This window comes from Pseudomonas sp. PAGU 2196, from assembly GCF_022179005.1.
Lineage (GTDB): Bacteria > Pseudomonadota > Gammaproteobacteria > Pseudomonadales > Pseudomonadaceae > Aquipseudomonas > Aquipseudomonas kermanshahensis.
Genome location: NZ_BNTL01000009.1, coordinates 261,610 through 286,209, shown reverse-complemented (window position 1 = coordinate 286,209; position 24,600 = coordinate 261,610). Strand labels below are relative to the sequence as shown.

Below are 24,600 nucleotides of genomic sequence, written 5' to 3'. Positions count from 1 at the left end.
TGGCCAGGGCGTTCACGGCAGTCGATCAACGAATACTGTGCGCGAGCACTCCCAGCCACCCCCGAATAAAAGCGCCATTCTGATCGGCGCAATGAGGGCATTATGAGCAAGACCAACGAATCCTTGATGCAACGCCGTGTAGCCGCCGTCCCACGTGGCGTCGGCCAAATCCACCCGATCTTCGTAGAAACCGCGAAGAACTCGACGGTGATCGACGTTGAAGGCCGCGAACTGATCGACTTCGCGGGCGGCATCGCAGTACTGAACACCGGCCACCTGCACCCGAAAGTGGTTGCAGCCGTCCAAGAGCAGCTGACCAAAGTCAGCCACACCTGCTTCCAGGTGCTGGCCTACGAACCCTACGTAGAGCTGTGCGAAAAGATCAACAAGCTGGTCCCAGGCGACTTCGACAAGAAGACCCTGCTGGTCACCACCGGCTCCGAAGCCGTTGAAAACGCCGTCAAGATCGCCCGTGCCGCCACTGGCCGCGCTGGCGTGATCGCCTTCACCGGCGCCTATCACGGCCGTACCATGATGACCCTGGGCCTGACCGGTAAGGTCGTGCCGTACTCCGCTGGCATGGGCCTGATGCCAGGCGGCATCTTCCGCGCACTGTTCCCGAACGAACTGCACGGTGTGAGCGTCGACGACGCCATCGCCTCGGTTGAGCGCATCTTCAAGAACGATGCCGAGCCTAAGGACATCGCCGCGATCATCCTCGAGCCCGTACAAGGCGAAGGCGGCTTCCTGCCAGCGCCGAAAGAGCTGATGCAGCGCCTGCGCGCCCTGTGCGACCAGCACGGCATCCTGCTGATCGCCGACGAAGTGCAGACCGGCGCTGGCCGTACTGGCACCTTCTTCGCCATGGAACAGATGGGCGTTGCGCCTGACCTGACCACCTTCGCCAAATCCATCGCTGGCGGCTTCCCGCTGGCCGGTGTGTGCGGCAAGGCCGAGTACATGGACGCCATCGCACCAGGCGGCCTGGGCGGCACCTACGCCGGTTCGCCGATCGCTTGCGCCGCGGCCCTGGCCGTGATCGAAGTGTTCGAAGAAGAAAAACTGCTGGACCGCAGCAAGGCTGTTGGTGAGCACCTGGTTACCGGCCTGCGCAAGATCCAGGAAAAGAACCCAATCATCGGTGACATCCGTGGTCTGGGCTCGATGATTGCCGTTGAAGTCTTCGAGAAAGGCACTCACACCCCGAATGCTGCTGCCGTTGGCCAAGTGGTTGCCAAGGCACGTGACAAGGGTCTGATCCTGCTGTCTTGCGGCACCTACGGCAACGTCCTGCGTATTCTGGTCCCGCTGACCGCCGAAGACGCACTGCTGGACAAAGGCCTGGCGATCATCGAAGAGTGCTTCGCCGAACTCGCCTAATGTGACACGCTTCAGAAAAAACCCGCCTCGGCGGGTTTTTTTTGTGCCCAGAAAACGCGATGGACGCTATCGTTGACGCAGGACTTGCCTTGGAAGCTGCGACGGATTGCGTGTCAGGGATATTCAGGAGTTGGCCATGAGCGCTGTAGACCCCACCCCACCTTGCGTACTGATTGTCGAGGGCGACCCGTGGGTGCGTGACATGCTCAAGGAGATGCTGCTCAGCGTGCGTTGCGACGCCCGTCTGCAGGTCTGCGCCGACGGCTCGCAGGCGCTGAGCGCGCTGTCGAGCAAGCCCGACCTGATCATCGCTGCGCGTGAGCTGGCCGGCGTCGATGGCCTCGACCTGCTGCGCAAGGTCCGCGCCAAAGGCCCGGGGTTGCCGTTCATTCTCATGAGCAGCCGCAGCGACAGTGCCAGCGTGCGCGAAGCGTTGCCCCTGCACCCCACCGCTTACCTGAGCAAGCCCCTGAACCTGGATAACCTGCGCAAGCGCCTGGAAGAACTCCTGCTAGCCGTTGGCGAAGAAATCGCCTGCCCGGTGCCGCCTTTGCAGCCGGGTGCCAGCCTGACCGGTTACCTCGAGCAGCGCCGCGCAACGGCCGATGGCGGGCCGCTGCTGGCCGATGTGCAGGTGGCGATCAAGCGCGCGCTGAACCCTCAGGGCCTGAACCTCAAGGTGCTTGAAGAGGAAGTGCGCAACGACCCGCAGGTTACCGCGGTGCTGATCGCCGCCGCCAACAGCGCCGCCCTGCACCGCGACGCGCCCGTGCAAACGTTGCTGCAGGCGTTGAACAAGCTTGGCAGCACCCAGAGCATGAACCTCATCCTGGGCATGACCCTCAAGCGCAGCGCACGGCTGAGCGACCCCTTGCTGGCGCAGCACGCGGCGCACTTCTGGAACCTCTCGCTGCACTGCGCTGAGTACGGCCGCAGCCTCGCGCGTATGTTGGAGCTGGATGAAGGGCGTTGTTACTGCGCCGGGCTGTTGCATTGCCTGGGCGACCTGGCAGTGCTGCGCTGCCTGCAAGAGTGGCGCCTGGCCGGCGGTGAGTTGGACGAGGGCACGGTCCGCAAGTCGCTCGATGAATACGGCGCGGCATTCGGTTCGGCGCTGCGCACACGCTGGCGCTTGCCACTGGCACTGCGTGAATTGATCGCGGCCATCTACCAACTGGGCGGTGGCGTGTATTCGCGGGAGATCCTGGCGATGAACCTGGCCGGGCAATTGTCACGGCTGCCGGCTGAGCATGGGTTGGAGCAGGTTGCCAGTAACAAGACTGCGCGGCTGCTCAAGCTCGGCTTGGCGGAGCTGGGCCGGCTGCGCAAGGTCGAGAACCCGGAGGTGAAGCCGCAGCGTGAAGAACTGCCTGTGGATGAGAGCGGCGCTGATACCTGATCTTAAGAAAACCGAGCAAAAGCGTGCACAGGTTTCATTCGTGCACGCTTTCTTGCCTAGCCAGAAATGACAAAACCCAGCCTAGGCTGGGTTTTGCAGGTCCCTCAAGGGGAATAAAACGCTAAGTGCCTCTAAGGGCTACGGTGGCAAGATAATCGGGATGACCGATGTTGTCAAATCTTGAGTAAGGAGGCTGCGTTCATTACTTTGATTACGGCGCGTTGCAGCCGTTCGACAACTTCACGGGTAAGTATCAGGTCAAGGTGTCCTCGTCCAGTTTGCCTGGGTTTAAACAAGCGCTCTCTGCTTACTTGGGCGACCAAGTCAGATTTTGCCCAGCGTGTTCGCTGCTTGAAATAAGGTAGTTCTTCAATCAGATGAGCAGGAAGCTCAACGTGCCACCCTCGGCTTAGCTTTCCAGCATCCCTGGTCGAGGAGAGAGGCACCACTATGCAGGCATTTGGATCGATTTTTCCATTGAGGACCACTACCAGTCGGTTTTTTACCATTTCAGGTTTCAAGCGATAATCATAAAGGGAAGGGGAGGCGAAGGCTGACCTACAGGCTTGGTAGTCTCCATAGTTGCACTCCAGCACTTGTCCGACCTTCGGCTCAAATTTTATAGCCATGTTTCACCTAGACGTCTTTACGACGTTCAGGATGATGTCACACGCATATAGTTAAGTGTTTGATCTGCTGTGCTTCGATATGAATAGAGACGCGTCTTACACCGAAGCGCTAAAAAGCAGTAGGACGTCATTTTAAATTGAATGCGGGATTCTCATTTTCGGAAATACCCTACAGAAATCACAGTACATTCCCATTGACCACAAATTGTTCTAATTAGAATGCAGCGAGTTGGTAAGTCTATCTATCCCCGCACAATCTGATTCTTCCCCTGCCGCTTGGCCCGATACATCGCCGCATCGGCGCGGGCGAACAGGCTGTCCAGCGACTCATCCTCATCCGTCAACGCCGTCAGCCCCTGGCTCACGGTCACCCCGTAAACGTGCTCGTCGTGGCTGAAGCTCAGCCGTTGGATCTCTCGCTGCAAACGCTCGGCGATCTGCTCGGCCACCTGTGCATTACAGCCTGGGAACACGGCCGCAAACTCCTCGCCACCAATACGTCCAAACTGGTCCCCTCGCCGTAGCACGGCTTTGCCGCTGTCGGCGATACGCTGCAGCACCTGGTCGCCTTCCTGGTGCCCGTAGCTGTCATTGATCTGTTTGAAATCGTCGATGTCCAGCAGCAGGAAGGCCAGTGGCGTGCCGTCCTCGCGGGCGCTGTCGAAGGCCTGCTGGGCACATTCGAAGAAGTGCCGGCGGTTGCTGCTCTGGGTCAGCACGTCGGTGGTGGCCAGACGATGCAGTTCGCCTTCGAGTTGCTTCTTTTCGGTGATGTCTTCGGCGATACCGACAACGATGACCCGCTGTTCGCCCTCGCGGTGCTGGTTGATGTAGCACTTGTCACTCAGCCAGCGTACCTGGCCTTCGGCATTGAGGATGCGGTATTCGCGGTCTTCCACCGAGCCTTTGAGCAGCACTTGGGCCAGGCTGCGCTCGGCGTACTCCAGGTCGTCGGGGTAGATACTGTCGCGCCACTCGTTGTAGTCGGCCAGCACCAGGCTGATCGGGCGGCCAAAGATACGTTCGTACGCCGGGCTGACGTAGAGCACCTGGCGGGCTTCCCAGTCAAAGGCCCAGAGCACGGCATTGACGCTGTCCAGCAACGAACTGAAGAGTTGTTCGCGTTCACTCAGGCGGGCGACTTCGCCTTGGGCGTGCAGCAGGGCCAGCAAGGTCTTGGCGGCTTCTGGAGGTGGGGTGCCGGGCAGGGAAGTTGGAATGTTCTTGGCCATGTGCACGAGCGAGTCTCGACAAGTGAGCGTGCGGCCAGCATCAGGCCCGCCACGCGGGCGATGTGCCGAATTGGAGTGGTGGGCAGGGGGGGAAGTTCCAGGCGGCACGCCCTGCCAGAAGGGCGTGCCGATCAACGGCGGTCAGGCGCCGGTTGGGCGCAAGGAGTAGGTTTTAAGTTGTGCGGCGAAGTCGTGCAGGGCATGGATGCCGCTGGCTTCGGCCTCGTGCACCCAGTCCTTCATGGCCGCGAGCATGTCGTGGCCATTGGCGCTGGTGCGTGCCCAGATTTGCTGCAGGGCCAGGCGTTTTTCGTAAATGACCTTGAGGGCCTGGCTATGCGCGAGCAGCGTCTCGATGCGCACGTGGTGGCGGTCTTCCAACAGGCTGGTCTCCCGCGACAGCAGGCGCTTGGCGCGGCGGAAACGGTGGCGCATCGACGCGTCGACCTTGGCCAGCTCTTGCTGCACCAGCGGGCCGATCACCAGCTTGCGGTACTGGGCCATGATCTGGAAGCGGTTGTTGAGGATCGCCATGGCAGTGTCCATGTCCAGGTTGGCCTTGCCTTCGACCCTGTGGGCGATCGGCGCCACGCGCTGCACCTTGGCCAGGCGCAGGAAGCAGAACAGGCGTATCCAAGCCCAGCCCATGTCGAACTCCCAGCGTTTTACCGACAGCTTGGCCGAGTTGGGGTAGGTGTGGTGGTTGTTGTGCAGCTCTTCGCCACCGATGACGATGCCCCACGGCACCAGGTTGGTGGCGGCGTCCCGGCATTCGAAATTGCGGTAGCCGACGGCATGGCCCAGGCCATTGACCACGCCAGCGGCCCAGAAGGGAATCCACATCATCTGCACCGCCCAGATGGTGATGCCAAGAGTGCCGAACAGCAGCAAGTCGATCACCGCCAGCAGGGCAATGCCGCCTAGCTTGTACCGCGAGTAGAGGTTGCGCTCGATCCAGTCGTCCGGGCAGTTCTTGCCGTAGATGCGCAGGGTTTCGGGGTTGCGTGCCTCTTCGCGGTAGAGCTCGGCGCCTTTGCGCAGGACCGTGCTCAAACCCTTGTGCACCGGGCTGTGCGGGTCGTCCGGGGTTTCGCACTTGGCGTGGTGCTTGCGGTGGACGGCGGTCCACTCGCGGGTGTTCTGCGCCGTGGTCAGCCACAGCCAGAAACGGAAGAAATGCTTGAGCGCGCCGTTGAGCTCCAAGGCCCGGTGCGCGGAGTAGCGATGCAGGTAAACCGTGACGCTGACGATGGTCACATGGGTCATCAACAAAGTGATGCCGACCAGTTGCCAGGCCGACAAGTCGAGCAGGCCGTTGTACCACATAGGTGTTAAAACCCTCGAGAACACAGGGGAAGGGTCTGATTATCCCTTGGCAGGGAAATAAAACCAGTCACCCTTTCAGATAGGACGTCACGACATGTTTCACCCTTTATAATGCGCGCTCTTCGTTCATGGGCCATTCCACCCGACATGTCTGTTTCCGTTCGCGACGCCTTGCGCATGGCTGCGCTCTATGTGGTGCTGTCGATCCTCTGGCTGGTGCTGGCAGAGATGCTCCTGCATGGCATGACTGACGACCCGCTGGCACTGACGGTGGGGCGGCAGATCAATGTGGTGATCTGGGTCTTGTTCAGTGCGGTGCTGATTTTCGTGTCGCGGGCACGGCTGCTCAATTTCATCGGCATTGGCGCGCGCCTGCGCTGCGAAGACCGCGAGCGCCTGCGCATGGCGGCGGCGGTGTTCGACAGTACCCTCGAAGGGGTGCTGGTGACTGACCGCCAAGGCCTGATCGTGCACGTCAATCGCGCCTTCATGCGTATCACCGGTTACCAGCAGGACGAGGTCATTGGCCAGCGCCCGAACAAGTTCAAGTCGGGCCGCCATGGGGCGTCGTTCTATCAGCAGATCTTTGCCACCCTGGCCGAAAAGGGCGAATGGAGTGGCGAGATCTGGAACCGCCGCAAAAGCGGCGAGATCTACCCGCAATGGCAGACGATCTGCGCCATACGCGATGACGCTGGCGAGCTGAGCCATTACGTGGCGGTTTTCAGCGACATCAGTGCGATCAAACATACCGAGCAGGAACTGGCCTACCTGGCCCATCACGACCCGTTGACCGGCCTGCCCAACCGCCTGCTGTTCACCGACCGCGTCGAGCAGGCGCTGGTGACGGCGCAAGCCAACAAACGCGGTTGCGGTTTGCTGCTGCTCGACCTGGACCATTTCCAGAGCATCAACGACGGCCTTGGCCACACCATCGGCGATCAGTTGCTCAAGCTGGTGGGCGAGCGCCTGGGCGAGGTGGTGGGCAATGGGGTGACCCTGGCGCGCTTGGGGGGGGACGAGTTCGGTGTACTGGCCGAGAACTGCCAGCAAGTCGGCCAGGCGGGCAAGCTGGCGCAACGCATCATCGAGCGTATGCGCGAGCCATTCGTGTTTGATGGCCATCGCCTGTTCATCAGTGTCAGCGTCGGCATCAGTTTGTTCCCCAGCGATGCACTGGGCACCGAGCAGCTGCTGCGCAATGCCGACGCGGCACTGTTCAAGGCCAAGAGCAGCGGGCGCGCCTGCTATGCGCTGTACACCGAAGAGCTGACCGCGCACGCCCAGCACCGGGTGGAAACCGCCGGCGAGCTGCGCCGTGCCTTGGAGCAGGATGAACTGCGGGTGTACTTCCAGCCGGTGCATGACTTGGCCACGGCCGAGCGGGTAGGGGTCGAGACCCTGGTGCGCTGGGCGCATCCGCAGCGCGGCCTGGTGCCGCCGAGCGAGTTCATACCGATCGCCGAGCGCACCGGGTTGATTGCCGAAATCGACACCTGGGTGCTGCGTCAGGCTTGCCTGCAGATGGTGCAGTGGCAGCGCGAAGGCCGGCAGCTGGCGTTCGTCGCGGTGAATATCTCAAGCCGTCTGTTTGGCCAGCACGCGTTGTATCGGCAGGTGGCCGAAGTGCTGCACGAAACCGGCCTGGCCCCGGCGATGCTGGAGCTGGAAGTCACCGAGAGTGCGGTGATGGAAGACCCGGAAGTGGCGCTGGAGCAGCTGCATCGCCTGCGTGAACTGGGCGTGACCTTGGCGATCGACGACTTTGGCACGGGGTATTCGTCGTTGCTGCGGCTCAAGCGTTTGCCGGTGCAGAAGCTGAAGATCGATCAGGGCTTTGTCGCGGGCCTGCCTCATGACGATGACGACATCGCGATCGTGCGGGTGATCATTGCCCTGGCCCGCAGCATGGGCATGCAAGTGCATGCCGAGGGCATCGAGCAGCAAGAGCAGGCCAGCTTCCTGCTGCAGGAGCAGTGCCAGTTGGGCCAGGGTTACTGGTTCGGCCGGCCGGTGCCGGCGCAGGATCTACCTTGGGGGTGATGGGTCGCCGGTGAGATCCTGGGGCTGCTTCGCAGCCCATTCGCGACGCAATGCCGCTCCTACAAGAATCGCGACCCCTATAGAAGCAGCCTTGCCGGGGCGCCGGACCGCTAACGACTCACCGCTTGTTCAACCCCTTCGCCAGCCGATCCCCACCCAGTTGAATCAACGCCACCAATGCCACCAGCATGGCGATCACGGTCAGCATGATTTGGCTGTCAAAGCGCTGATACCCATACCGATAGGCAATGTCGCCCAGCCCACCGGCGCCAATCGCCCCGGCCATGGCTGACGAGTTGATGAGGGTCACCAGGGTAATGGTGAACCCCCCGACGATGCCGGGCAGCGCTTCGGGCAGCAGCACATGCCAGACGATGTGCCAGCGCCGGCAGCCCATGGCTTGCGCCGCTTCCACCAGGCCGTGGTCCACTTCGCGCAAGCTCACCTCGGCAATCCGGGCAAAGAAGGGGGTGGCGGCGATGGTCAGCGGCACCACGGCCGCCCACACGCCATAGGTGGTGCCTACCACCAGGCGGGTGAAGGGGATCAGCGCGACCATCAGGATCAGAAACGGGATCGAACGGAACAGGTTGACGAACGCGCCCAGCACCCGGTTCAGCAGCGGTGCCTCGAAGATGCCGCCCTTGTCGCTGGTGACCAGCAGCACCGCCATCGGTACACCGACCAACAGCGCGATCAGCGACGACACGCCGACCATCAGCAGGGTGTCGAGCAAGCCTTCAAGCAGGCGATCAAACCACATGGCCCAGTACCTCCACATCTTCGGCCCAACGGCGGGCACGCTCCAGCAATTGGTGGGTGTCGTGTGGCGAATGCTGCACCGACAGGATCAACTGCCCAAGGGCATGCTCACCGATGGTTTCAACGCCACCTTGCAGCAGGCGCACGCGGCCGCCGAGGTCGGTGAACAGGGCAGAAAGCTCTGGCTCGCCGAGCAAGGTCAGCTTGAGCACCACGGCGCTGTCGCGGCTTTGCGGGCTGGCCTTGAGGCTGGCCTGCAAAGTCGCGGGCAGCTTAGCCTGCAAGGGCGCGAGCAAGGTCCGCGTCACTTCATGGCGCGGTGTGCCGAATACCCGCCAGACTTCCCCTTGCTCGACCACTTCGCCGCGCTCCAGCACCACCACGCGGTGGCAGATATCGCGGATTACCGCCATTTCATGGGTGATCAGCACGATGGTCAGGCCCAGGCGCAGGTTGATATCACGCAGCAGTTCAAGGATCGAGGCCGTGGTTTCAGGGTCGAGTGCCGAGGTGGCCTCGTCGCACAAGAGGATCTCGGGGTCGTGCACCAGCGCCCGAGCGATGCCGACGCGTTGCTTTTGCCCGCCCGACAGCTGCGCGGGGTAAACGTGGTGCTTTTCCTGCAGGCCGACCAGCTCCAGCAGTGCGCGCACCTTGCGCTGGCGCTCGGCCTTGGGCACGCCGGCCACTTTCAGCGGCAGCTCGACGTTCTGCCACACGGTCTTGGCCGACATCAGGTTGAAGTGCTGGAAAATCATGCCGATGCGCCGGCGCAGCGCAACCAAGCGGTCCTCGTCGAAGGGCGCGATGTCCACCTGGTCGATCAGCACGCGGCCCTGGCTGGGTTGTTCCAGGCGGTTGATGGTGCGCAGCAGCGACGACTTGCCGGCGCCGCTGCGGCCGATGATGCCGAAGATCTCGCCATGGCGGATGTTCAGGTCGATGCCTTGTAAGGCAGGCTGAGCCTGGCCAGGGTAGGTCTTGCCGAGGCCGATGAAGCGCACGTGGGCTTCGTTGACCTCTGGGCGCAGGGCCTGTTCCTTGGCCGTTGGCGGCAATGGTTGGGGTGTCGGCGCCCTGAGCGCGCTGGCCTGGCTCATGTCAGCCCTCCCAACCGGCCTGGTAGAGGTTGCCGTGGGCTTTGTTCAAGGCCGCGCGCACCGCGGGCGAGTGTTGGTAGATATCGACGAACTTGGCCAGGCGCGGGTCGTCCTTGCTTTGCGGGCGAATGACGAACTGGATCACGTACTCTTTGTTTTCCAGGCCATCGAACAGCAGCGCGGAGGTGGCGTCGAAGCTGTTGGCCAGGCGGATGTAGGCCGGGTAGCCCTGGACCAGGTCGGCGTCATCATAGGCGCGCACCAGTTGCACCGCCTCGACCTGAAGGATTTTAAGGTGCTTGGGGTTGGCGATGATGTCGTCTTCCGTGGCCTTGTAGCCGACCCCAGGTTTAAGCGTGATCAGCCCCGCCTTGGCCAGTAACTGCAGGCCACGGCCGCTGTTGATCGGGTCGTTGGCGATGGCCACGCTGGCGCCTTCGGGCAGCTCGGCGAAGTTTTTGTACTTTTTCGAGTACAGGCCGACGTTGTTGATGATGCCTGGCGCGTAGGGCACCAGGTTGAAGCCCGCAGCGGCCTTGGCGTTTTCCAGGAACGGGATGTGCTGGAAGTAGTTCACGTCGATGTCGCCGCTGTTGAGGCTGACATTGGGGGCTATCCAGTCGCTGAACTCGATCAGCTTCACGTCCAGGCCTTGCTTGTGGGCTTCTTCCACGGCGGTTTCCAGGGGAATCGCAAAGGCGGAGGTCGTGCCGATTTTCAACGGCTCGGCGGCGAAGGCGCCGGCGGACAGGCCAAGGGTGACCGCAATGGCCGCGACGGGCCGGAACAGTTTCTCAAGCATGGTGCAGGGCTCCAGTCGGGGCAGGGGTTGGGGTAAAGCGGTAGCGCGAGCCAGGATGGCTGGCGGGCAGGTGCGGGTGGTCGGTGTCGAACAACTTCTCGCGCAGGGTGCCCTCGGCGTAGGCGCTCTTGTAGCGGCCACGCTGTTGTAGCTGCGGGATGACCAGGTCGATGAAGTCCTCAAAGCTTTCTGGGGTGACGGTGCGGGTCAGGTTGAAGCCGTCCAGCCCGGTTTCGTCGAGCCAGGCGATCAGGGCATCGGCGACCTGTTCAGGGCTGCCGACCAGGGTCACGTAGCGTCCGCCCAGGGCGTGCTGATCAAGCAGGCGGCGGCGGGTCCAGGCGTTTTCCTGCAGTTGGCGCGTGGCCGATTGAATGGCGTTGCCCTTGCTGAAACCGATCGGCTCGTCCAGCCCATAGGCCGCAAAGTCGATGCCGGTGGAGGCGGCAAAGTGGGCCACGCCGGCCTCGGGGCTGGCATGGCGCAGGTATTCGGCATGCTTGGCTTGGGCCTGTTGCTCAGTGGGGGCGACGATCACCGTGATGCCCATGAACACCTTGACCGCCTGCGGATCGCGGCCCGCCGCCTTGGCGGCCGCCCGCACCTTGTCGACCTGGGCGCGGGTGGCGGTTTTGTCCTGGCCGCTGATGAACACGCACTCGGCATGGTTGCCGGCAAAGGCGAGGCCGCGCGGGGAACTGCCCGCCTGGAACAACACCGGTGTGCGTTGCGCTGAGGGCTCGCACAGGTGGTAGCCCTCGACGTTGTAGAACTCGCCGTGGTGGCTGACTTTGCGCACTTTGTCGGGCTGGGCGTAGATGCGCTGCTCGCGGTCGGCGACCACGGCATCGTCAGCCCAGCTGCCTTCGAGCAGTTTGTACAGCACCTGCAGGTACTCGTCGGCCTGATCGTAGCGCCGATCATGCTCGGGTTGCTGCGCCAGGCCCATGGCGCGGGCCGCGCTGTCGAGGTAGCCGGTGACGATGTTCCAGCCGACCCGGCCATTGGTGAGGTGGTCGAGCGTGGAGAGGCGCCGGGCGAACAAGTAAGGCGCCTCGTAAGTGAGGTTGGCGGTAAGGCCGAAGCCCAGGTTGCGGGTGACGGCAGCCATGGCCGAGACCAACAGCAGGGGGTCGTTGACGGGTAGCTGGATCGACTCCTTGAGCGTTACCTCCAGCGACTGGCCATAGATGTCGTAGGTGCCGACGATGTCGGCGATGAACAGGCCGTCGAACAAGCCCCGTTCCAGCAGGCGTGCCAGGTCGGTCCAGTATTCAAGCGTCTTGTACTGGGTCGAGGTGTCCCGCGGGTGGGTCCACAGGCCATGGTTGATGTGCCCGATGCAGTTCATGTTGAAGGCATTGAGCAGAATCTGCTTGGCCATCAGATTGTCCCCCGGCGCGGCGGGTTTTCGTTGTTCAGGTAGTAGTTGCCGATGGCGTGGTACTTCCAGCGCACTGGGTCGTGCAGGGTGTGGACGCGGGCGTTGCGCCAGTGGCGGTCGAGGTTGTGCTCGGCGAGGGTGGCCTGGCTACCGGCCAGTTCGAACAGCGTGGTGCCGGCGGCGAGGGAAATCTCGGTGCTGATGGCGCGTGCTTCGGCCACGGCAATGGAGGCGGCGGCGACGTTGTCGACGCTGCTGTCTTGCTGGGCGCGGTCGAGGTATTCACCGGCGCGTTCGAGCAGGGCTTCGGTGGCGTGCAGGCGGATCGCCAGTTGGCCGAAGCTTTTCAGGGTCAAGGGGTCTTCGCTGGCCTTGTCCAGGCCCGAGTCGACCCAGGGGCGGCTGCGGGTGCGCACGAAGTGTAGGGCATCTTCGTAGGCGGCGCGGGCGATGCCGGTGTCGATGGCAGCGTGGAGAATCTGTGCCAGCGGGCCGACTGGGGTCGGGCGTTCGAAGGCGCTCTGGAAGGGGACTACGTCTTGCGCGCTGACCCACACGTTGTCGAATACCACCGAACCACTGCCGGTGGTGCGCTGGCCGAAGCCGCTCCAGTCGTCGATCACCTGCAGGCCTTGGCTGTCGGCGGGGACGAAGGCCAATTGTTGTACGCCATCGTCATCGATCACCGAGGTCGGGATGCGCTGGGCGTAAAGGGCACCGGTGGAATAGAACTTGCGGCCATTGATACGGAACCCATCACCATCGCGGCTCAGGCGGGTGGTGCGGTCGTTGGCGGTCTTGGTACCCAGTTCGGCCAAGGCATTGCCAAAGCGCCGGCCGGCCAGCACTTCGGCGTACAGGCGTTGCTGTTGTTCAGGGCTGCCGTTTACCCGCAGCACTTCCAGGGCATAGAAGTGGTTTTGCGGGATCTGCCCCAAGGAGCCGTCGGCCTGGGCGATGCGGGCGATGACTTTGGCCAGGGTGACGTTGGACACACCAGCGCCGCCGAAGGCCTTGGGCACGCTGATGGCCCACAGGCCGGAGCGGGTGAACAGGTCGAGTTCGGCATGGGGCAGGCGGCGCTCGCGGTCGCGCAGGGCGCTGTCGCGGCGCAGTTGCTGGGCGATGTCTTCGGCGATGGCCAGGGCTTGGGTGTCGCTGGTGATGATGTTTGTGGTCATGGTGTTTCTCCGGGGGCCGCTGTGCGGCCCATTCGCGGGGCAAGCCCGCTCCCACAGACACACTGCACTGATCTCAGGTGTGGAAGCGGGCTTGCCCCGCGAATGGGCTGCGCAGCAGCCCCAAAGGCTGCAAATCAGATCCAGGAATGCCGCGCAGGCAGGCTGCCGTTCAGGTGGTAAGCGCCCACCGCGTGGTACTTCCAGCGCACCGGGTCATGCAGGGTGTGCACGCGGGCGTTGCGCCAGTGGCGGTCGAGGTTGAACTCGGCCAGGGTGGCGCGGCTGCCGGCCAGCTCGAACAGCTTTTCGCTGGCCTGCAAGGAGACCTCGGTGGTCAGCACCTTGGCCTCGGCCACGGCGATTGAAGCGCGGGCCGCAGAGGCAGCGTCGATGGGTGCGGCATTGACCTCATCGAGTACCCGCGCCGCTTTGCGCAGCAGCGCCTCGGCAGCGTGCAGCTCGAGCTTGAGGCGGCCGATGTCGGCGATCACGTACGGGTCGTCGCTGGCGCGCTCGACCTTGGCCTCGATCCAGGGCCGCGATTTGTCGCGCACAAAGCTGATGGCATCATCGATGGCCGCTTCGGCGATGCCGGCGTCGATGGCTGCCTGGATCAACTGCGAAGCCGCGCCCTGGATATTCGGCGTGTCACGCTGGCGCCAGTTGTCGATCACCAGATCCGCATCGACCGGCACCTGGTCGAGCAGCACGGTGCCGCTGGCGGTGGTGCGTTGGCCGAACCCAGACCAGTCATCGACGATGCGCAGCCCAGGGCTGCCGCGGCGGACGAAGGCCAGGCGCTGGCGGCCTTCGTCGTCCAGTGCCTTGACCGCCACCCAGTGGGCGTACAGGGCGCCCGTGGAGTAGAACTTTTCACCACTGATGCGATAACCGTCGCCTGCGCGGGTGATCTTCGCCTTCAGGGTCAGGGTGTCTTTGGTGCCGCGCTCGGGGCCGGCATTGCCGATGCGCCAGCCGTCCAGCACGCTGCGGAAGATCACCGCCTGCTGTGCCTCGGTGGCGGTCAGGCGCAGCAACTGCAGCATGCCGAACTGGTTCTGCGGGATCTGCCCCAGGGCTGGGTCGGCGGCACTGATCAGGCGGAAGACTTCCGCCACGGTTTCGAACGAGACATCGGGGCCGCCATAGGCCTTGGGTACGCTGATGCTGCCCAGGCCGCTGCGGGTGAACTGCTCGATCTCTGCCCACGGCAGTTTGCGTTGCTGGTCGCGGCGTGCGGCCTGCTCACGGGCCACGTCGGCCAGTTCGCGTGCGGCTTGCAGGGCCTCGGCGTCGTTGCGCAGCACCTTGGCTGGCAGCAGCAGGGGCGAGCTGTCGACGTCGCTGTGGAAAAGGGTATTTGGCTGGCTGGACATCAGTACCGCTCCTTGGCTGCACTCAATGCCCTGGCGATACGCACTGGGGTGATTGTGATCCTGACCATTCCTAACCTCACAAAAGTAGATGCGTCGCTTCAGCTGATGGCGACAGACGTTTGCTGGTCCGGTGGTCCGGTGTATATACCCTAATGGCTTATTAAAAGATTATGAACTAACCTTTTGGAATATATATAGAAGTTGAGATTTGCGCAGCAGGTGCCGGCCTCTTCGCGGGCAAGTCGGACCGCCGCACCGCCGCTCCCACAGGGTGAGCATACAAACTGTGGGAGCGGCGGTGCGGCGGTCCGACTTGCCCGCGAAGAGGCCAGTACAGGTTTATTCCGAAGCTGCGGTGCCGAGGAACTTGCGCAAGAACTGCCGGGTACGCTCTTCCTTGGGCGCCGCAAACAGCGCCTTGGCTTCACCCTGTTCGACGATCACCCCCTTGTCGAAGAAGATCACCCGGTTCGCCACATCACGGGCAAAACTCATCTCGTGGGTAACGATGATCATGGTGCGCTTTTCTTCGGCCAGGCCGCGGATGGTGGCGAGCACTTCGCCAACCAGCTCCGGGTCGAGCGCCGAGGTGGGTTCATCAAACAGAATCACCTCAGGCTCCATCGCCAGGGCACGGGCAATCGCTACCCGCTGCTGCTGGCCACCGGAAAGGCGCCGGGGGTAGGCGTCTTCCTTGCCCGCCAGGCCTACCTTGGCCATCAGCTTGCGGCCCAGGGCGATGGCCTGGTCGCGGGGCGTCTTCTTGACGATCACCGGGCCCTCGATGACGTTTTCCAGGGCGGTACGGTGGGGGAACAGGTTGAAGTTCTGGAACACGAAACCGGCCTGCTGACGCAACCGGCGAATCGCACTCTGCTGCCCACCCAGCGGGCGATTGGCATCGATGCTGATGGCGCCGATCTGGATCTGGCCGGCGTCGGGGGTTTCCAGCAGGTTGAGGCAGCGCAGGAAGGTGGTCTTGCCCGAGCCGCTGGGGCCGATGATGGCGACCACTTCGCCTGGCTGCACGGTCAGGTCGATACCATTGAGCACGGTCTGGCCCTTGAACTGCTTGGACAGGCCTTTAACTACGATCATGCTCAATGCTCCTGGTCATGCTGGTTGACCCGCGCTTCCATGCGGTTCTGGAAGTGCGCGAGGATACTGCAGAGGATCCAGTAGATAACCGCCACAGCCAGGTACATGGTGAAGACTTCGAAGGTGCGCGCGGTAATCAGCTGGGCCTGGCGGAACAGCTCGGGCACCTGGATGGTCGCCGCCAGGGCGGTGTCCTTGACCAGCGAGATGAAGCTGTTGCCCAGCGGCGGCAAGGCCGTACGCAGGGCTTGCGGCAGGATGGCCCGGCGCATGGCCTGGGTGCGGGTCATGCCGATGCTGGCAGCGGCTTCCCACTGGCCACGGTCGATCGAGGAAATCGCCGCACGCAGGATTTCGCAGATGTAAGCTGCCATGTTTAGCGACAGGCCGATCAGCGAGGCCGGGATGGGGTCGAGTTCGATACCGATCTGCGGCATGCCGAAGTAGATCACGAACAGCTGCACCAGCAGCGGCGTGCCCCGGAAGAACGACACGTAGATGCGTGCCAGCCAGTTCAGCGGCAACATCTTCGACAGCCGCATCAGCGCCAGGGCAAACCCCAGCACCAGGCCGAAGAACATGCCACCGACACTGAGCAGCACCGTATAACCCGCGCCCTTCAGCAGGAAGGGCGTGGAATCGACAACGAGTTGCAGGCTTTCAGCGATCATTTAGTGACATCGGCACCGAAGTATTTTTCCGACAGCTTGGCCAGCGTGCCGTCGGCCTTGAGCTTGTCGATGGCCTTGTTGAGGGCCGCCAGCAACTCAGGTTCGCCTTTGCGCAGGGCCACGCCGCTTTCCAGGCGCGAGAAGGCATCGCCGGCAAGCTCGGTGTCCTTGGCTTTTTGCGCGTATTCCAGTGCGGCCAGGCGGTCGATCAGGATCGCGTCGATGCGGCCGTTGCGCAGGTCGGCGAACTTGGTCGGGTCGTCTTCATAGGTGCGGACTTCGGCTTTCGGCACGTCCTGCTTCACCCACTGCTCGTAGTTGGTGCCCAGGCCGACGCCGACTTTCTTGCCCGCCAGGTCCTGTGCAGTCTTGATGTTCAGGTCTGCGGCTTTCTTCTTCAGCACCAACGCCTGGATGCCGGAGATGGTGTAGGGCTCGGAGAAGTCGTACTTTTTCTTGCGCTCTTCGGAGATGGTCACTTGGTTGACCACCACGTCCAGGCGTTTGGACTCCAGCGCTGCAAGGATGCCGTCCCATTTGGTCGGCTGGATCTTGGCCTTGACCCCAAGCTCCTTGGCCAGCAGTTCCGAAAGCTCCACTTCGAAGCCGGCCAGCTTGCCGCTTTCATCCTGGAAGCTGAACGGTGGGTAGGTGCCTTCCAGGCCGACGTTGATCACGCCCTTTTCCTGAATGGTCTTCAATTGCTCGCCGGCGAAGGCCTGGCTGAGCAGGCCGGCACCCAGCAGGATGGCCAGGCTGGCGTTGAGTAGCGGTTTGGCGAATTTCGACATGTCAGGCCCCGCGCTTGGTGTGGAAGTAGTGGGTGGCGACTATAAAGTTGGCCGCTTAGGCCAGGAAATAATAAAAAATTATCTTATTATTCCGTTTTGTTTTTCTGCCGAGTGACGTCAGCTTTGAGGGTAGGCCAGGATACTGGCGCCGTCATCGCGGCTTATGCCCGACTTAGCGCAGGATGGAATAAAGCGTTGTTTTTTCCAAGGGATGGATTTGCCGTAGAGTGGATTGCATAACGACAGATTGGCCCCAGGCAGGAGAACACCGTGAGCGAACAACCAACATCCGCGCATTGGCAGCTGCACAGTATCGTCAGTGGTTTGCGCAGCGCCCGTGAGCAATGGCGCAGCCGCAATGGCCGCAGCATTGGCGAGCAGGGCGGGCGCGAACTGCCCTCTCGCGAGGCCATGCGGCAGATTCTCGAGCAGTTGTGCGGGGCGCTGTTCCCGATGCGCCTTGGGCCGGTCGACCTGCGCGAAGAGAGTGAAGATTTTTACGTAGGGCACACCCTGGATGCCGCCCTGACTGCATTGCTGGCCCAGGCCCGCCTGGAGCTGCGCTACGCCGCCCGGCAGAGCCAGGGTGACCTGGTGTCCGTCGATGCCCAGGCACTGCGGCTGATCCAGGATTTTGCTGCGGCGCTGCCCAACTTGCGGGTATTGCTCGACACCGACGTGCTGGCCGCCTACCACGGTGACCCGGCGGCGCGCAGTGTCGATGAGGTGCTGCTGTGCTACCCAGGCATCCTCGCCATCATCCATCACCGCCTGGCGCATCACTTGTACCAGGCTGGTTTGCCGCTGCTGGCGCGCATCAGTTCGGAGCTGGCACATTCGGCGACCGGCATCGACATCCACCCCGGCGCGCAGATCGGCCCGAGCTTCTTCATCGACCACGGCACCGGCGTGGTGATTGGCGAGACCGCGATCATCGGCGAGCGGGTACGTATTTACCAGGCGGTGACACTGGGCGCCAAGCGCTTCCCAAGCGATGAGTCAGGGACCCTGCACAAAGGCCTACCGCGCCACCCGATCGTCGAGGACGACGTGGTGATCTATGCGGGGGCGACGATCCTGGGGCGCATTACCATCGGCAAGGGCTCGACCATTGGCGGTAATGTGTGGCTCACCCGCAGCGTGCCGGCCGAGAGCAACATTACCCAGGCCAACCTACAGCTGGATTGCCAGGACAAGAACTGACCTGAGGTCTTTACTGGCTGTACCAGCCCTTTCGCGGGGCGAGCCCGCTCCCACAGAATCATCAGCCTATTGGGGCTAGTGATGTACCTGGGGGAGCGGGCTTGCCCCGCAAAAGGGCCGGCTCAGGCAGGCACCGATCAGCACCCCGGTTCGCATCAAATCCCGATCCATGGTTAACTTGAACGCTTGTTCAATGAAAAAACGCTGGTCCGCTGCCGGTGTTCAACAGGAGGATTCCTTTGCTGAACCCGTTCATTTCGAACCTTACGTCACGTGACGAGGTGCATGCCCGATGAGTGCACCGACCCCCACCCTTGCCAACGGCAAGATGCGCATGAACCCTCCGGTGTTCTATTTCGCGGCAAGTTTCATCCTCATCTTCGGCCTGATCGTCATCACCAATCCGCAAGCTGCAGGCGACTGGTTGCTGGCGGCGCAGAACTGGGCGGCCAATACGGTTGGCTGGTACTACATGCTGGCGATGACGCTGTACCTGGTCTTCGTGGTGGTCACCGCCTTGTCTGGCTACGGCAAGATCAAGCTCGGTGCCGACCACGACGAACCCGAGTTCAGCTACTTGTCCTGGGCCGGCATGCTGTTTGCCGCCGGCATCAGCATCACGCTGTTCTTCTTCTGCGTGTCCGAACCGCTGACCCACATGCTGCAGCCGCCCCAGGGCGAAGCAGGCACGGCAGAGGCCGGGCGCCAGGCCATGCAGATCCTGTTCTTGCACTGGGGCCTGCATGGCTGGGGCGTGTTTGCCTTCGTCGGCATGGCGCTGGCCTACTTCGCCTACCGGCATAACCTGCCGCTGGCCTTGCGCTCGGCGCTGTACCCCCTGATCGGCAAGCGCATCAACGGGCCGATTGGTTACGCGGTGGATGGCTTCGGCATCATTGCCACGGTGTTCGGCCTGGGCGCCGACATGGGCTTTGGCGTGTTGCACCTGAACGCCGGCCTGGATTACCTGTTCGGGATCAGCCACAGCCAGTGGGTGCAGGTCGCGCTGATCACCCTGATGATGGGCGCGGCGGTGGCCGTGGCGGTCGCCGGGGTGGAGAAAGGCGTGCGGGTGATGAGCGACATCAACCTGTTCCTGGCCTGCGCGCTGTTGCTGTTCGTGCTGTTTGCCGGCCCTACCCAGCACCTGTTCAACACCCTTATCCAGAACCTGGGTGACTACCTCGGCGCCTTGCCCCGCAAGAGCTTCGACGTCTATGCCTATGGCGAAAACCGCGACTGGCTGGGCGGTTGGACGGTGTTCTACTGGGCCTGGTGGATCGCCTGGGCGCCGTTCGTGGGCTTGTTCATTGCGCGTATCTCGCGCGGGCGCACCATCCGCGAATTTGTCTTCGGCGTGTTGTTGATTCCCCTGGGCTTCACCCTGGCGTGGATGTCGATCTTCGGCAACAGCGCATTGGACCAGGTCATCAACCATGGCATGACCGCGCTTGGCCAATCGGCGCTGGATAACCCGTCGATGAGCCTGTACCTGCTGCTGGAGACCTACCCCTGGAGCAAGGTGGTCATCGCGACCACGGTGTTTATCAGCTTCGTGTTCTTCGTCACCTCGGCCGACTCGGGCACTGTGGTGCTGTCGACTTTGTCGGCCAAGGGTGGTGACCCGGATGAAGACGGGCCTAACTGGCTGCGGATTTTCTGGGGCGCGATGACCGCGTTGATCACCAGTGCATTGCTGTTCGCCGGCAGCATCGATTCGCTGAAGTCGGCGGTGGTGCTGACCTCGCTGCCGTTCTCGCTGATCTTGCTGTGCATGATGTGGGGGCTGCACAAGGCGTTTTACCTGGAGTCCCAGCGGCAGATTGCGCAGATGCATTCGCTGGCGCCGTTCGCTCAGTCGCGTCGTGGGCGCGGCGGCTGGCGCCAGCGCCTGAGCCAGGCCGTGCACTTCCCGTCACGCGATGAGGTGTACCGCTTCATGGACGACGTGGTGCGCCCGGCGATTGCCGATGTGCGTGAGGTGTTCGAGCAGAAGGGCCTGGTGCTGATTACCCAGGACGACCCGAGCCACGACAACGTCAGCTTGAAAGTGGGCCATGGCGAGGAGCAACCCTTCATCTACCAGGTGCAGATGCGCGGCTATTTCACGCCGTCGTTTGCGCTGGGTGGGCTGGGTGCTCAGGAGTTGAAGAACCGCCGTTATTACCGGGCGGAGGTGCACCTGAGCGAGGGCAGCCAGAACTACGACCTGGTGGGCTACAGCAAGGAGCAGATCATCAACGACATCCTCGACCAGTACGAGCGGCATATGCAGTACTTGCACTTGGTCCGCTAGCCCGCTGGGGCCGCTTTGCGGCCCTTTCGCAGCACAAGGCTGCTCCTACAGGATGTGCGATCCCCTGTAGGAGCAGCCTTGTGCTGCGAATGGAGGCCAACGGCCTCCCGCGGTTCAAAACGGCGCATCCCCCAAAATCGTCGCCCGGTGCATCACCCGCCGATTCGGCCGGTAATCATCCACCGCAAAATGCTGGGTCACGCGGTTGTCCCAGAACGCCACATCATTTTCCTGCCACCGCCAGCGAATGCTGAACTCAGGCCTGGTCGCATGGGCGAACAGCAGCTTGAGCAACGCGTCGCTCTCATACTCGTTCAATTCGTTGATGCGCGTGGTAAACCCTTCGTTGACGAACAGCGCCTTGCGCCCGCTGACCGGGTGCGTGCGGATCACTGGGTGTGACAGCGGCGGGTTGTTGCGCCGGGTCGCTTCCCAGCGCGCCAGGTCTTCTGGCGTGGTGCCAAAACGCTCGAGCGGGAACGACTTGGTGAAGTCATGGGTGGCCGTCAGCCCATCAAGCATCTCGCGCAGGGGCGCCGACAAGGCTTCGAAGGCGGCAATGCCACTGGCCCACAGGGTGTCGCCGCCATACGCCGGCAGTTGCTTGGCGCTGAGTACCGCGCCCAACGCCGGGGTCGGCAGGAAGGTCACGTCGGTGTGCCAGACGGCATTGTCGCGCACGTCGGTGACCGCCGTGTCGAGCACCAGCACCTGCGGGGTTTCCGGCACGTTGGGGTAGATCGGGTGGATGTGCAGGTCACCAAAGCGGGCCGCAAAGCGGGCTTGCTGGTCTGGGTTGATCGGTTGATCGCGGAAGAACAGCACCTGGTGCTTGAGCAGCGCTTGCTCGATGGCGTCGCGCTGCTCGGTGGTGATGTCGCGGCTGATGTCCACGCCGCTGATCTGGGCGCCGAGCGCCGGGCTGAGAGGGGTGATGGTCAGGCTCATGTCGGTCTCGATCTGTTTTTACTAGGCGCCGAAATGCCGGCGTGGTCAGTGGCTTTGCCCGTGCCAGGGCACCAGCTTGCGTTGCAGCGCGCGCAGGCTCATTTCCAACGCGAAGGCGATCAGGGCGATCAGCAGAATGCCCAGCACCACCACGTCAGTGACCAGGAACTGCGCCGCCGACTGCACCATGAAGCCCAGGCCGCTGGTGGCGGCGATCAGTTCTGCAGCGACCAGGGTCGACCAACCGACCCCAAGGCCGATGCGGATGCCGGTGAGGATGTCGGGCAAGGCGCTGGGCAGGATCACATGGCGGATTAGTTGCGCCTGGGTCGCCCCCAGCGATTGCGCGGCGCGCAGTTTGGCCGGGTCGACGGTGCGTACGCCGGTGGCGGTGGCGATGGCAATCGGGGCGAAGATCGCCAGGTAAATCAGCAACACTTTCGACAGCTCGCCGATGCCGCACCAGATGACGATGAGCGGCAGATAGGCCAGAGGCGGAATAGGGCGGTAGAACTCGATCAGCGGGTCGAGAATGCCCCGCGCCACACGGTTGTAACCGATGGCGATGCCGACCGGGATGGCGGTCAGGGTGGCGGAGACCAGTGCCAGGCCGATACGGCCCAGGCTTGCCCCCAGGTGCTGCCACAGGCTGGCATCCATGTAGCCCTGGGTCAGTAGGGTCCAGGCCCTGGCCAGGATATCGCCGGGCGCCGGCAGGAACAGCGGCTCGATCCAGCCGGCGGCCGTCACCAGCCACCAGGCCAGCAGCAGGCTGGCCAGGGTCAGGGTGCTGATCCAGCGGGTAGCAAGCGGGCGGCGTGCCTTTTCAGCAGGCCGGGTGTGGGCGTCGCGTTTGCCGGTAACCGGCAGATCCAGGCTGCTCATGCGCGCTCCTGCAGGCTTTGGCGTTGGGAGAAGACCCGCGCCAGCACATGCTCGCGGGTTTCGATGAAGCGTGGGTCGGACTTGATCGCCCGGGCCGGCTCGCCCGCCGCGTAGCGTTGGCCGAAGTCCAACTGCAGGCGCTCGACCACACGCCCTGGGTTGGGCGCCAGCAGCACCAGCTCGCTGGCGAGGAACACCGCTTCTTCAATGTCGTGGGTAATCAGGAACACAGGCTTTGCGGTGCGCTGCCAAACCTGCAGCAGCAGCTCTTGCATCTGCTCGCGGGTGAAGGCGTCGAGTGCGCCGAACGGCTCGTCCATCAGCAGTACCCGTGGGTCGGCCGCCAGCGCGCGGGCCAGGCCGACACGCTGCTTCTGGCCACCGGACAATTGCCATATGCGCCGCTCGGCAAACCCTTCCAGGTCGACCAAGGCCAGCATCTCGCGGGCTTTGGCCTCGCGCTGGGGGCGCGGTACGCCGGCCAGTTCAAGGCCGAAGGCGACGTTGCCCAGCACGTTTTGCCAGGGCAGCAAGGCATCGTCTTGGAACACCACACCGCGTTCGGCGCTGGGGCCGTTGACCGGTGCACCGTCAAGGGTGATGCGGCCGCCGCAGGGGGCGACGAAGCCGGCGATCAGGTTGAGCAGCGACGTCTTGCCGCTGCCGGATGGCCCGAGGGCCACCAGCAGCTGGCGTGGCCCCAGGCTCAGGTTGATGTCGGCCAGCACCGGGGTGCTGGCGCCAGGGTACTGTGCGCTGATGCGCTCCAGTTCAAGCAAGGCCATGACGGGCTCCGGATCAGTTTGGAAGGAACTTGGCGCTGACGTACGGCGAGTAGTCCGGCAGCACCGCGTCGACTTTGCCTTGTTGCTTGAGGAAGGTGGCTGTGTCGGTCAGCGCTTGGGTGGTCGGTGCACCCAGGGCGTTGGCCTGGTCGGCGGCCAATGGGTAGACGTTGCCTTCCAGCAGCACCGGGATATCGCTGGCCTTGGCGCCGGACAGCTTGACCAGCTTGGCCACGTTGTCCTTGTTGGCCAGCCAGGCTTGCGGGTCTTTGCGGTAGTCGGCGTAGGCGTCGAGGGTGACCTTGGCGAACGCCTTGACCACGTCAGGGTGCTTGTCGGCGAAGTCCTTGCGCACGATCCAGGCGTCGAAGGTCGGTGCGCCTTTTTCGGCCAGTTCACCGGAGGTGATCAGCACCTTGCCGTTTTCCTTGGCCACGCCCAGGGCGGGGTCCCAGACGTAGGTCGCGTCGATGTCACCGCGTTTCCAGGCGGCAATGATCGCCGGTGGCGCGAGGTTGAGGATCTGTAACTTGGACGGGTCGATGTTCCAGGCCTTGAGCGCCGCCAGCAGGCTGTAGTGGCCGGTGGAAACGAAAGGCACGGCCACTTTCTTGCCGATCAGGTCTTGCGGCGTCTTGATGCTGTCGCGCGCCACCAGTGCTTCGCCCGCGCCGATCTGGGTGGCGATCAGGAAGGTCTCGACCGGCAGTTTGCGTGTTGCCGCAGCGGCCAGCGGGCTGGAACCGAGGTAGCCGATCTGCACGTCACCGCTGGCCACAGCCGTGATCACATCGGCGCCGTTGTCGAATTTGCGCCAGTCGATACTGGCCTTGCTGGCTTTTTCGTAGTCGCCATCGACCTGGGCCACTTTGGCCGGGTCAACGGTGGTCTGGTAGGCCACGGTCAGGTCGGCGGCCTGGGCCAACCAGCTGGTGCCGGCGAGGGTCAGGGCGGCGAACAGGCGCAGCGGAGCGTGCGGGATCATGGTTGAACCTCTCGTCAGGCAATCGATGTGATGGATGACGAGAAGACTAAATGATCTAAGAAATCTAAAATAAATAACTTTTTAGAATTAGCTTAGGAGCCAAATGCTTTAAGCCGCGCGCCGTTGATGTCGCGCAATGGCGAAATCCGACAGGGCTGCTAGGCTTTTTCGTCCCTTATATCAGTATGGAATTAGGTTATGAGCAAACGTTTGCAAATAACCCAAAGTTATGAACGAATGCGCCGTTTACAACAAATGGCAGTAAAGGTTCCTAACATATTCCCGAAAAATCTTACAAATTCATAAAACGGTCATTTTGGATTT

The 24,600-nt window shown here is 62.8% G+C and carries 21 protein-coding genes; 5 read left to right on the top strand and 16 right to left on the bottom strand.

Annotation, left to right across the window (positions count from 1 at the left end; translation table 11 throughout):
- The first annotated feature begins 102 nt into the window (after positions 1-102).
- Both gabT and MFF34_RS09420 read left to right on the top strand, forming a co-directional pair.
- Entirely contained in the window at positions 103-1,380 is a 1,278-nt protein-coding gene (gene gabT / locus MFF34_RS09425; RefSeq protein ID WP_238212732.1) for a 4-aminobutyrate--2-oxoglutarate transaminase, read from the top strand.
- Between the two features lie 136 nt (positions 1,381-1,516).
- Positions 1,517-2,779: a response regulator gene (locus tag MFF34_RS09420; protein ID WP_238212715.1), complete on the top strand. Its 1,263-nt coding sequence runs from the start codon at positions 1,517-1,519 to the stop codon at positions 2,777-2,779.
- Between the two features lie 173 nt (positions 2,780-2,952).
- On the opposite strand, the gene MFF34_RS09415 is transcribed toward MFF34_RS09420, so the two are convergent.
- The 3 genes from MFF34_RS09415 to desA all read right to left on the bottom strand — a co-directional run bounded on the left by MFF34_RS09415 (position 2,953) and on the right by desA (position 5,966).
- Complete coding sequence (locus MFF34_RS09415; RefSeq protein WP_238212714.1) at positions 2,953-3,408, bottom strand: type II toxin-antitoxin system PemK/MazF family toxin; 456 nt, start codon at positions 3,406-3,408, stop codon at positions 2,953-2,955.
- Positions 3,409-3,650: 242 nt separating this feature from the next.
- On the bottom strand, positions 3,651-4,640 hold the full coding sequence (locus tag MFF34_RS09410) for a sensor domain-containing diguanylate cyclase (RefSeq protein ID WP_027595157.1): 990 nt from the start codon (positions 4,638-4,640) through the stop codon (positions 3,651-3,653).
- Between the two features lie 141 nt (positions 4,641-4,781).
- Entirely contained in the window at positions 4,782-5,966 is a 1,185-nt protein-coding gene (desA, locus tag MFF34_RS09405; RefSeq protein ID WP_027595158.1) for a delta-9 fatty acid desaturase DesA, read from the bottom strand.
- Positions 5,967-6,113: 147 nt separating this feature from the next.
- On the opposite strand from desA, the gene dibA reads away from it, so the two are divergent.
- Entirely contained in the window at positions 6,114-8,009 is a 1,896-nt protein-coding gene (gene dibA, locus MFF34_RS09400) for a phosphodiesterase DibA (RefSeq protein ID WP_238212713.1), read from the top strand.
- A gap of 118 nt (positions 8,010-8,127) precedes the next feature.
- Here the strand turns inward: dibA and MFF34_RS09395 are convergent, their stop codons facing one another.
- The 9 genes from MFF34_RS09395 to tcyJ form a co-directional block, all read right to left on the bottom strand.
- The gene (locus tag MFF34_RS09395) at positions 8,128-8,772 is read right to left on the bottom strand and encodes a methionine ABC transporter permease (protein WP_008096606.1); all 645 of its coding nucleotides are present in this window, start codon (positions 8,770-8,772) and stop codon (positions 8,128-8,130) included.
- Positions 8,762-9,871, bottom strand: a complete 1,110-nt coding sequence (locus tag MFF34_RS09390; RefSeq protein ID WP_238212712.1) for a methionine ABC transporter ATP-binding protein — start codon at positions 9,869-9,871, stop codon at positions 8,762-8,764. Before MFF34_RS09390 ends, MFF34_RS09395 begins: the two co-directional genes overlap by 11 nt.
- A gap of 1 nt (position 9,872) precedes the next feature.
- Positions 9,873-10,673, bottom strand: a complete 801-nt coding sequence (locus MFF34_RS09385; protein WP_238212711.1) for a MetQ/NlpA family ABC transporter substrate-binding protein — start codon at positions 10,671-10,673, stop codon at positions 9,873-9,875.
- On the bottom strand, positions 10,666-12,057 hold the full coding sequence (locus tag MFF34_RS09380) for an LLM class flavin-dependent oxidoreductase (protein ID WP_238212710.1): 1,392 nt from the start codon (positions 12,055-12,057) through the stop codon (positions 10,666-10,668). The genes MFF34_RS09385 and MFF34_RS09380 overlap by 8 nt, the downstream gene beginning before the upstream one ends.
- Complete coding sequence (locus tag MFF34_RS09375) at positions 12,057-13,238, bottom strand: SfnB family sulfur acquisition oxidoreductase (protein WP_238212708.1); 1,182 nt, start codon at positions 13,236-13,238, stop codon at positions 12,057-12,059. The genes MFF34_RS09380 and MFF34_RS09375 overlap by 1 nt, the downstream gene beginning before the upstream one ends.
- A 134-nt stretch (positions 13,239-13,372) precedes the next feature.
- Positions 13,373-14,614, bottom strand: a complete 1,242-nt coding sequence (locus MFF34_RS09370; protein ID WP_238212707.1) for an SfnB family sulfur acquisition oxidoreductase — start codon at positions 14,612-14,614, stop codon at positions 13,373-13,375.
- Positions 14,615-14,953: 339 nt separating this feature from the next.
- On the bottom strand, positions 14,954-15,712 hold the full coding sequence (tcyN, locus tag MFF34_RS09365) for an L-cystine ABC transporter ATP-binding protein TcyN (protein WP_085273875.1): 759 nt from the start codon (positions 15,710-15,712) through the stop codon (positions 14,954-14,956).
- 2 nt (positions 15,713-15,714) lie between these two features.
- Entirely contained in the window at positions 15,715-16,383 is a 669-nt protein-coding gene (tcyL, locus tag MFF34_RS09360; protein WP_027595168.1) for a cystine ABC transporter permease, read from the bottom strand.
- Positions 16,380-17,174, bottom strand: coding sequence for a cystine ABC transporter substrate-binding protein (tcyJ, locus tag MFF34_RS09355; protein WP_238212691.1), 795 nt, complete (start codon positions 17,172-17,174; stop codon positions 16,380-16,382). The genes tcyL and tcyJ overlap by 4 nt, the downstream gene beginning before the upstream one ends.
- Before the next feature lie 270 nt (positions 17,175-17,444).
- Here tcyJ and epsC point away from each other — a divergent pair, with 270 nt between their 5' ends.
- Together epsC and betT are read left to right on the top strand one after the other, a co-directional pair.
- Positions 17,445-18,377 (top strand): serine O-acetyltransferase EpsC, encoded by a 933-nt coding sequence (gene epsC / locus MFF34_RS09350; RefSeq protein ID WP_186681849.1) that lies wholly within the window; start codon positions 17,445-17,447, stop codon positions 18,375-18,377.
- Between the two features lie 334 nt (positions 18,378-18,711).
- Positions 18,712-20,673: a choline transporter BetT gene (betT, locus tag MFF34_RS09345; RefSeq protein WP_172960398.1), complete on the top strand. Its 1,962-nt coding sequence runs from the start codon at positions 18,712-18,714 to the stop codon at positions 20,671-20,673.
- A 114-nt stretch (positions 20,674-20,787) separates the two neighbouring features.
- On the opposite strand, the gene tauD is transcribed toward betT, so the two are convergent.
- The 4 genes from tauD to tauA are packed head-to-tail and all read right to left on the bottom strand — an operon-like array spanning position 20,788 to position 24,276.
- Entirely contained in the window at positions 20,788-21,621 is an 834-nt protein-coding gene (gene tauD / locus MFF34_RS09340) for a taurine dioxygenase (protein ID WP_238212689.1), read from the bottom strand.
- A 45-nt stretch (positions 21,622-21,666) separates the two neighbouring features.
- Positions 21,667-22,506, bottom strand: coding sequence for a taurine ABC transporter permease TauC (gene tauC / locus MFF34_RS09335; protein WP_238212681.1), 840 nt, complete (start codon positions 22,504-22,506; stop codon positions 21,667-21,669).
- A complete protein-coding gene (tauB, locus tag MFF34_RS09330; RefSeq protein WP_238212679.1) occupies positions 22,503-23,291 on the bottom strand; it encodes a taurine ABC transporter ATP-binding subunit in 789 nt (262 codons plus the stop codon). Before tauB ends, tauC begins: the two co-directional genes overlap by 4 nt.
- 13 nt (positions 23,292-23,304) lie before the next feature.
- Positions 23,305-24,276 carry a taurine ABC transporter substrate-binding protein gene (gene tauA / locus MFF34_RS09325; RefSeq protein WP_238212671.1) on the bottom strand — a complete coding sequence of 324 codons (972 nt, stop codon included), beginning with the start codon at positions 24,274-24,276 and terminating at the stop codon, positions 23,305-23,307.
- Between the last annotated feature and the right edge of the window lie 324 nt (positions 24,277-24,600).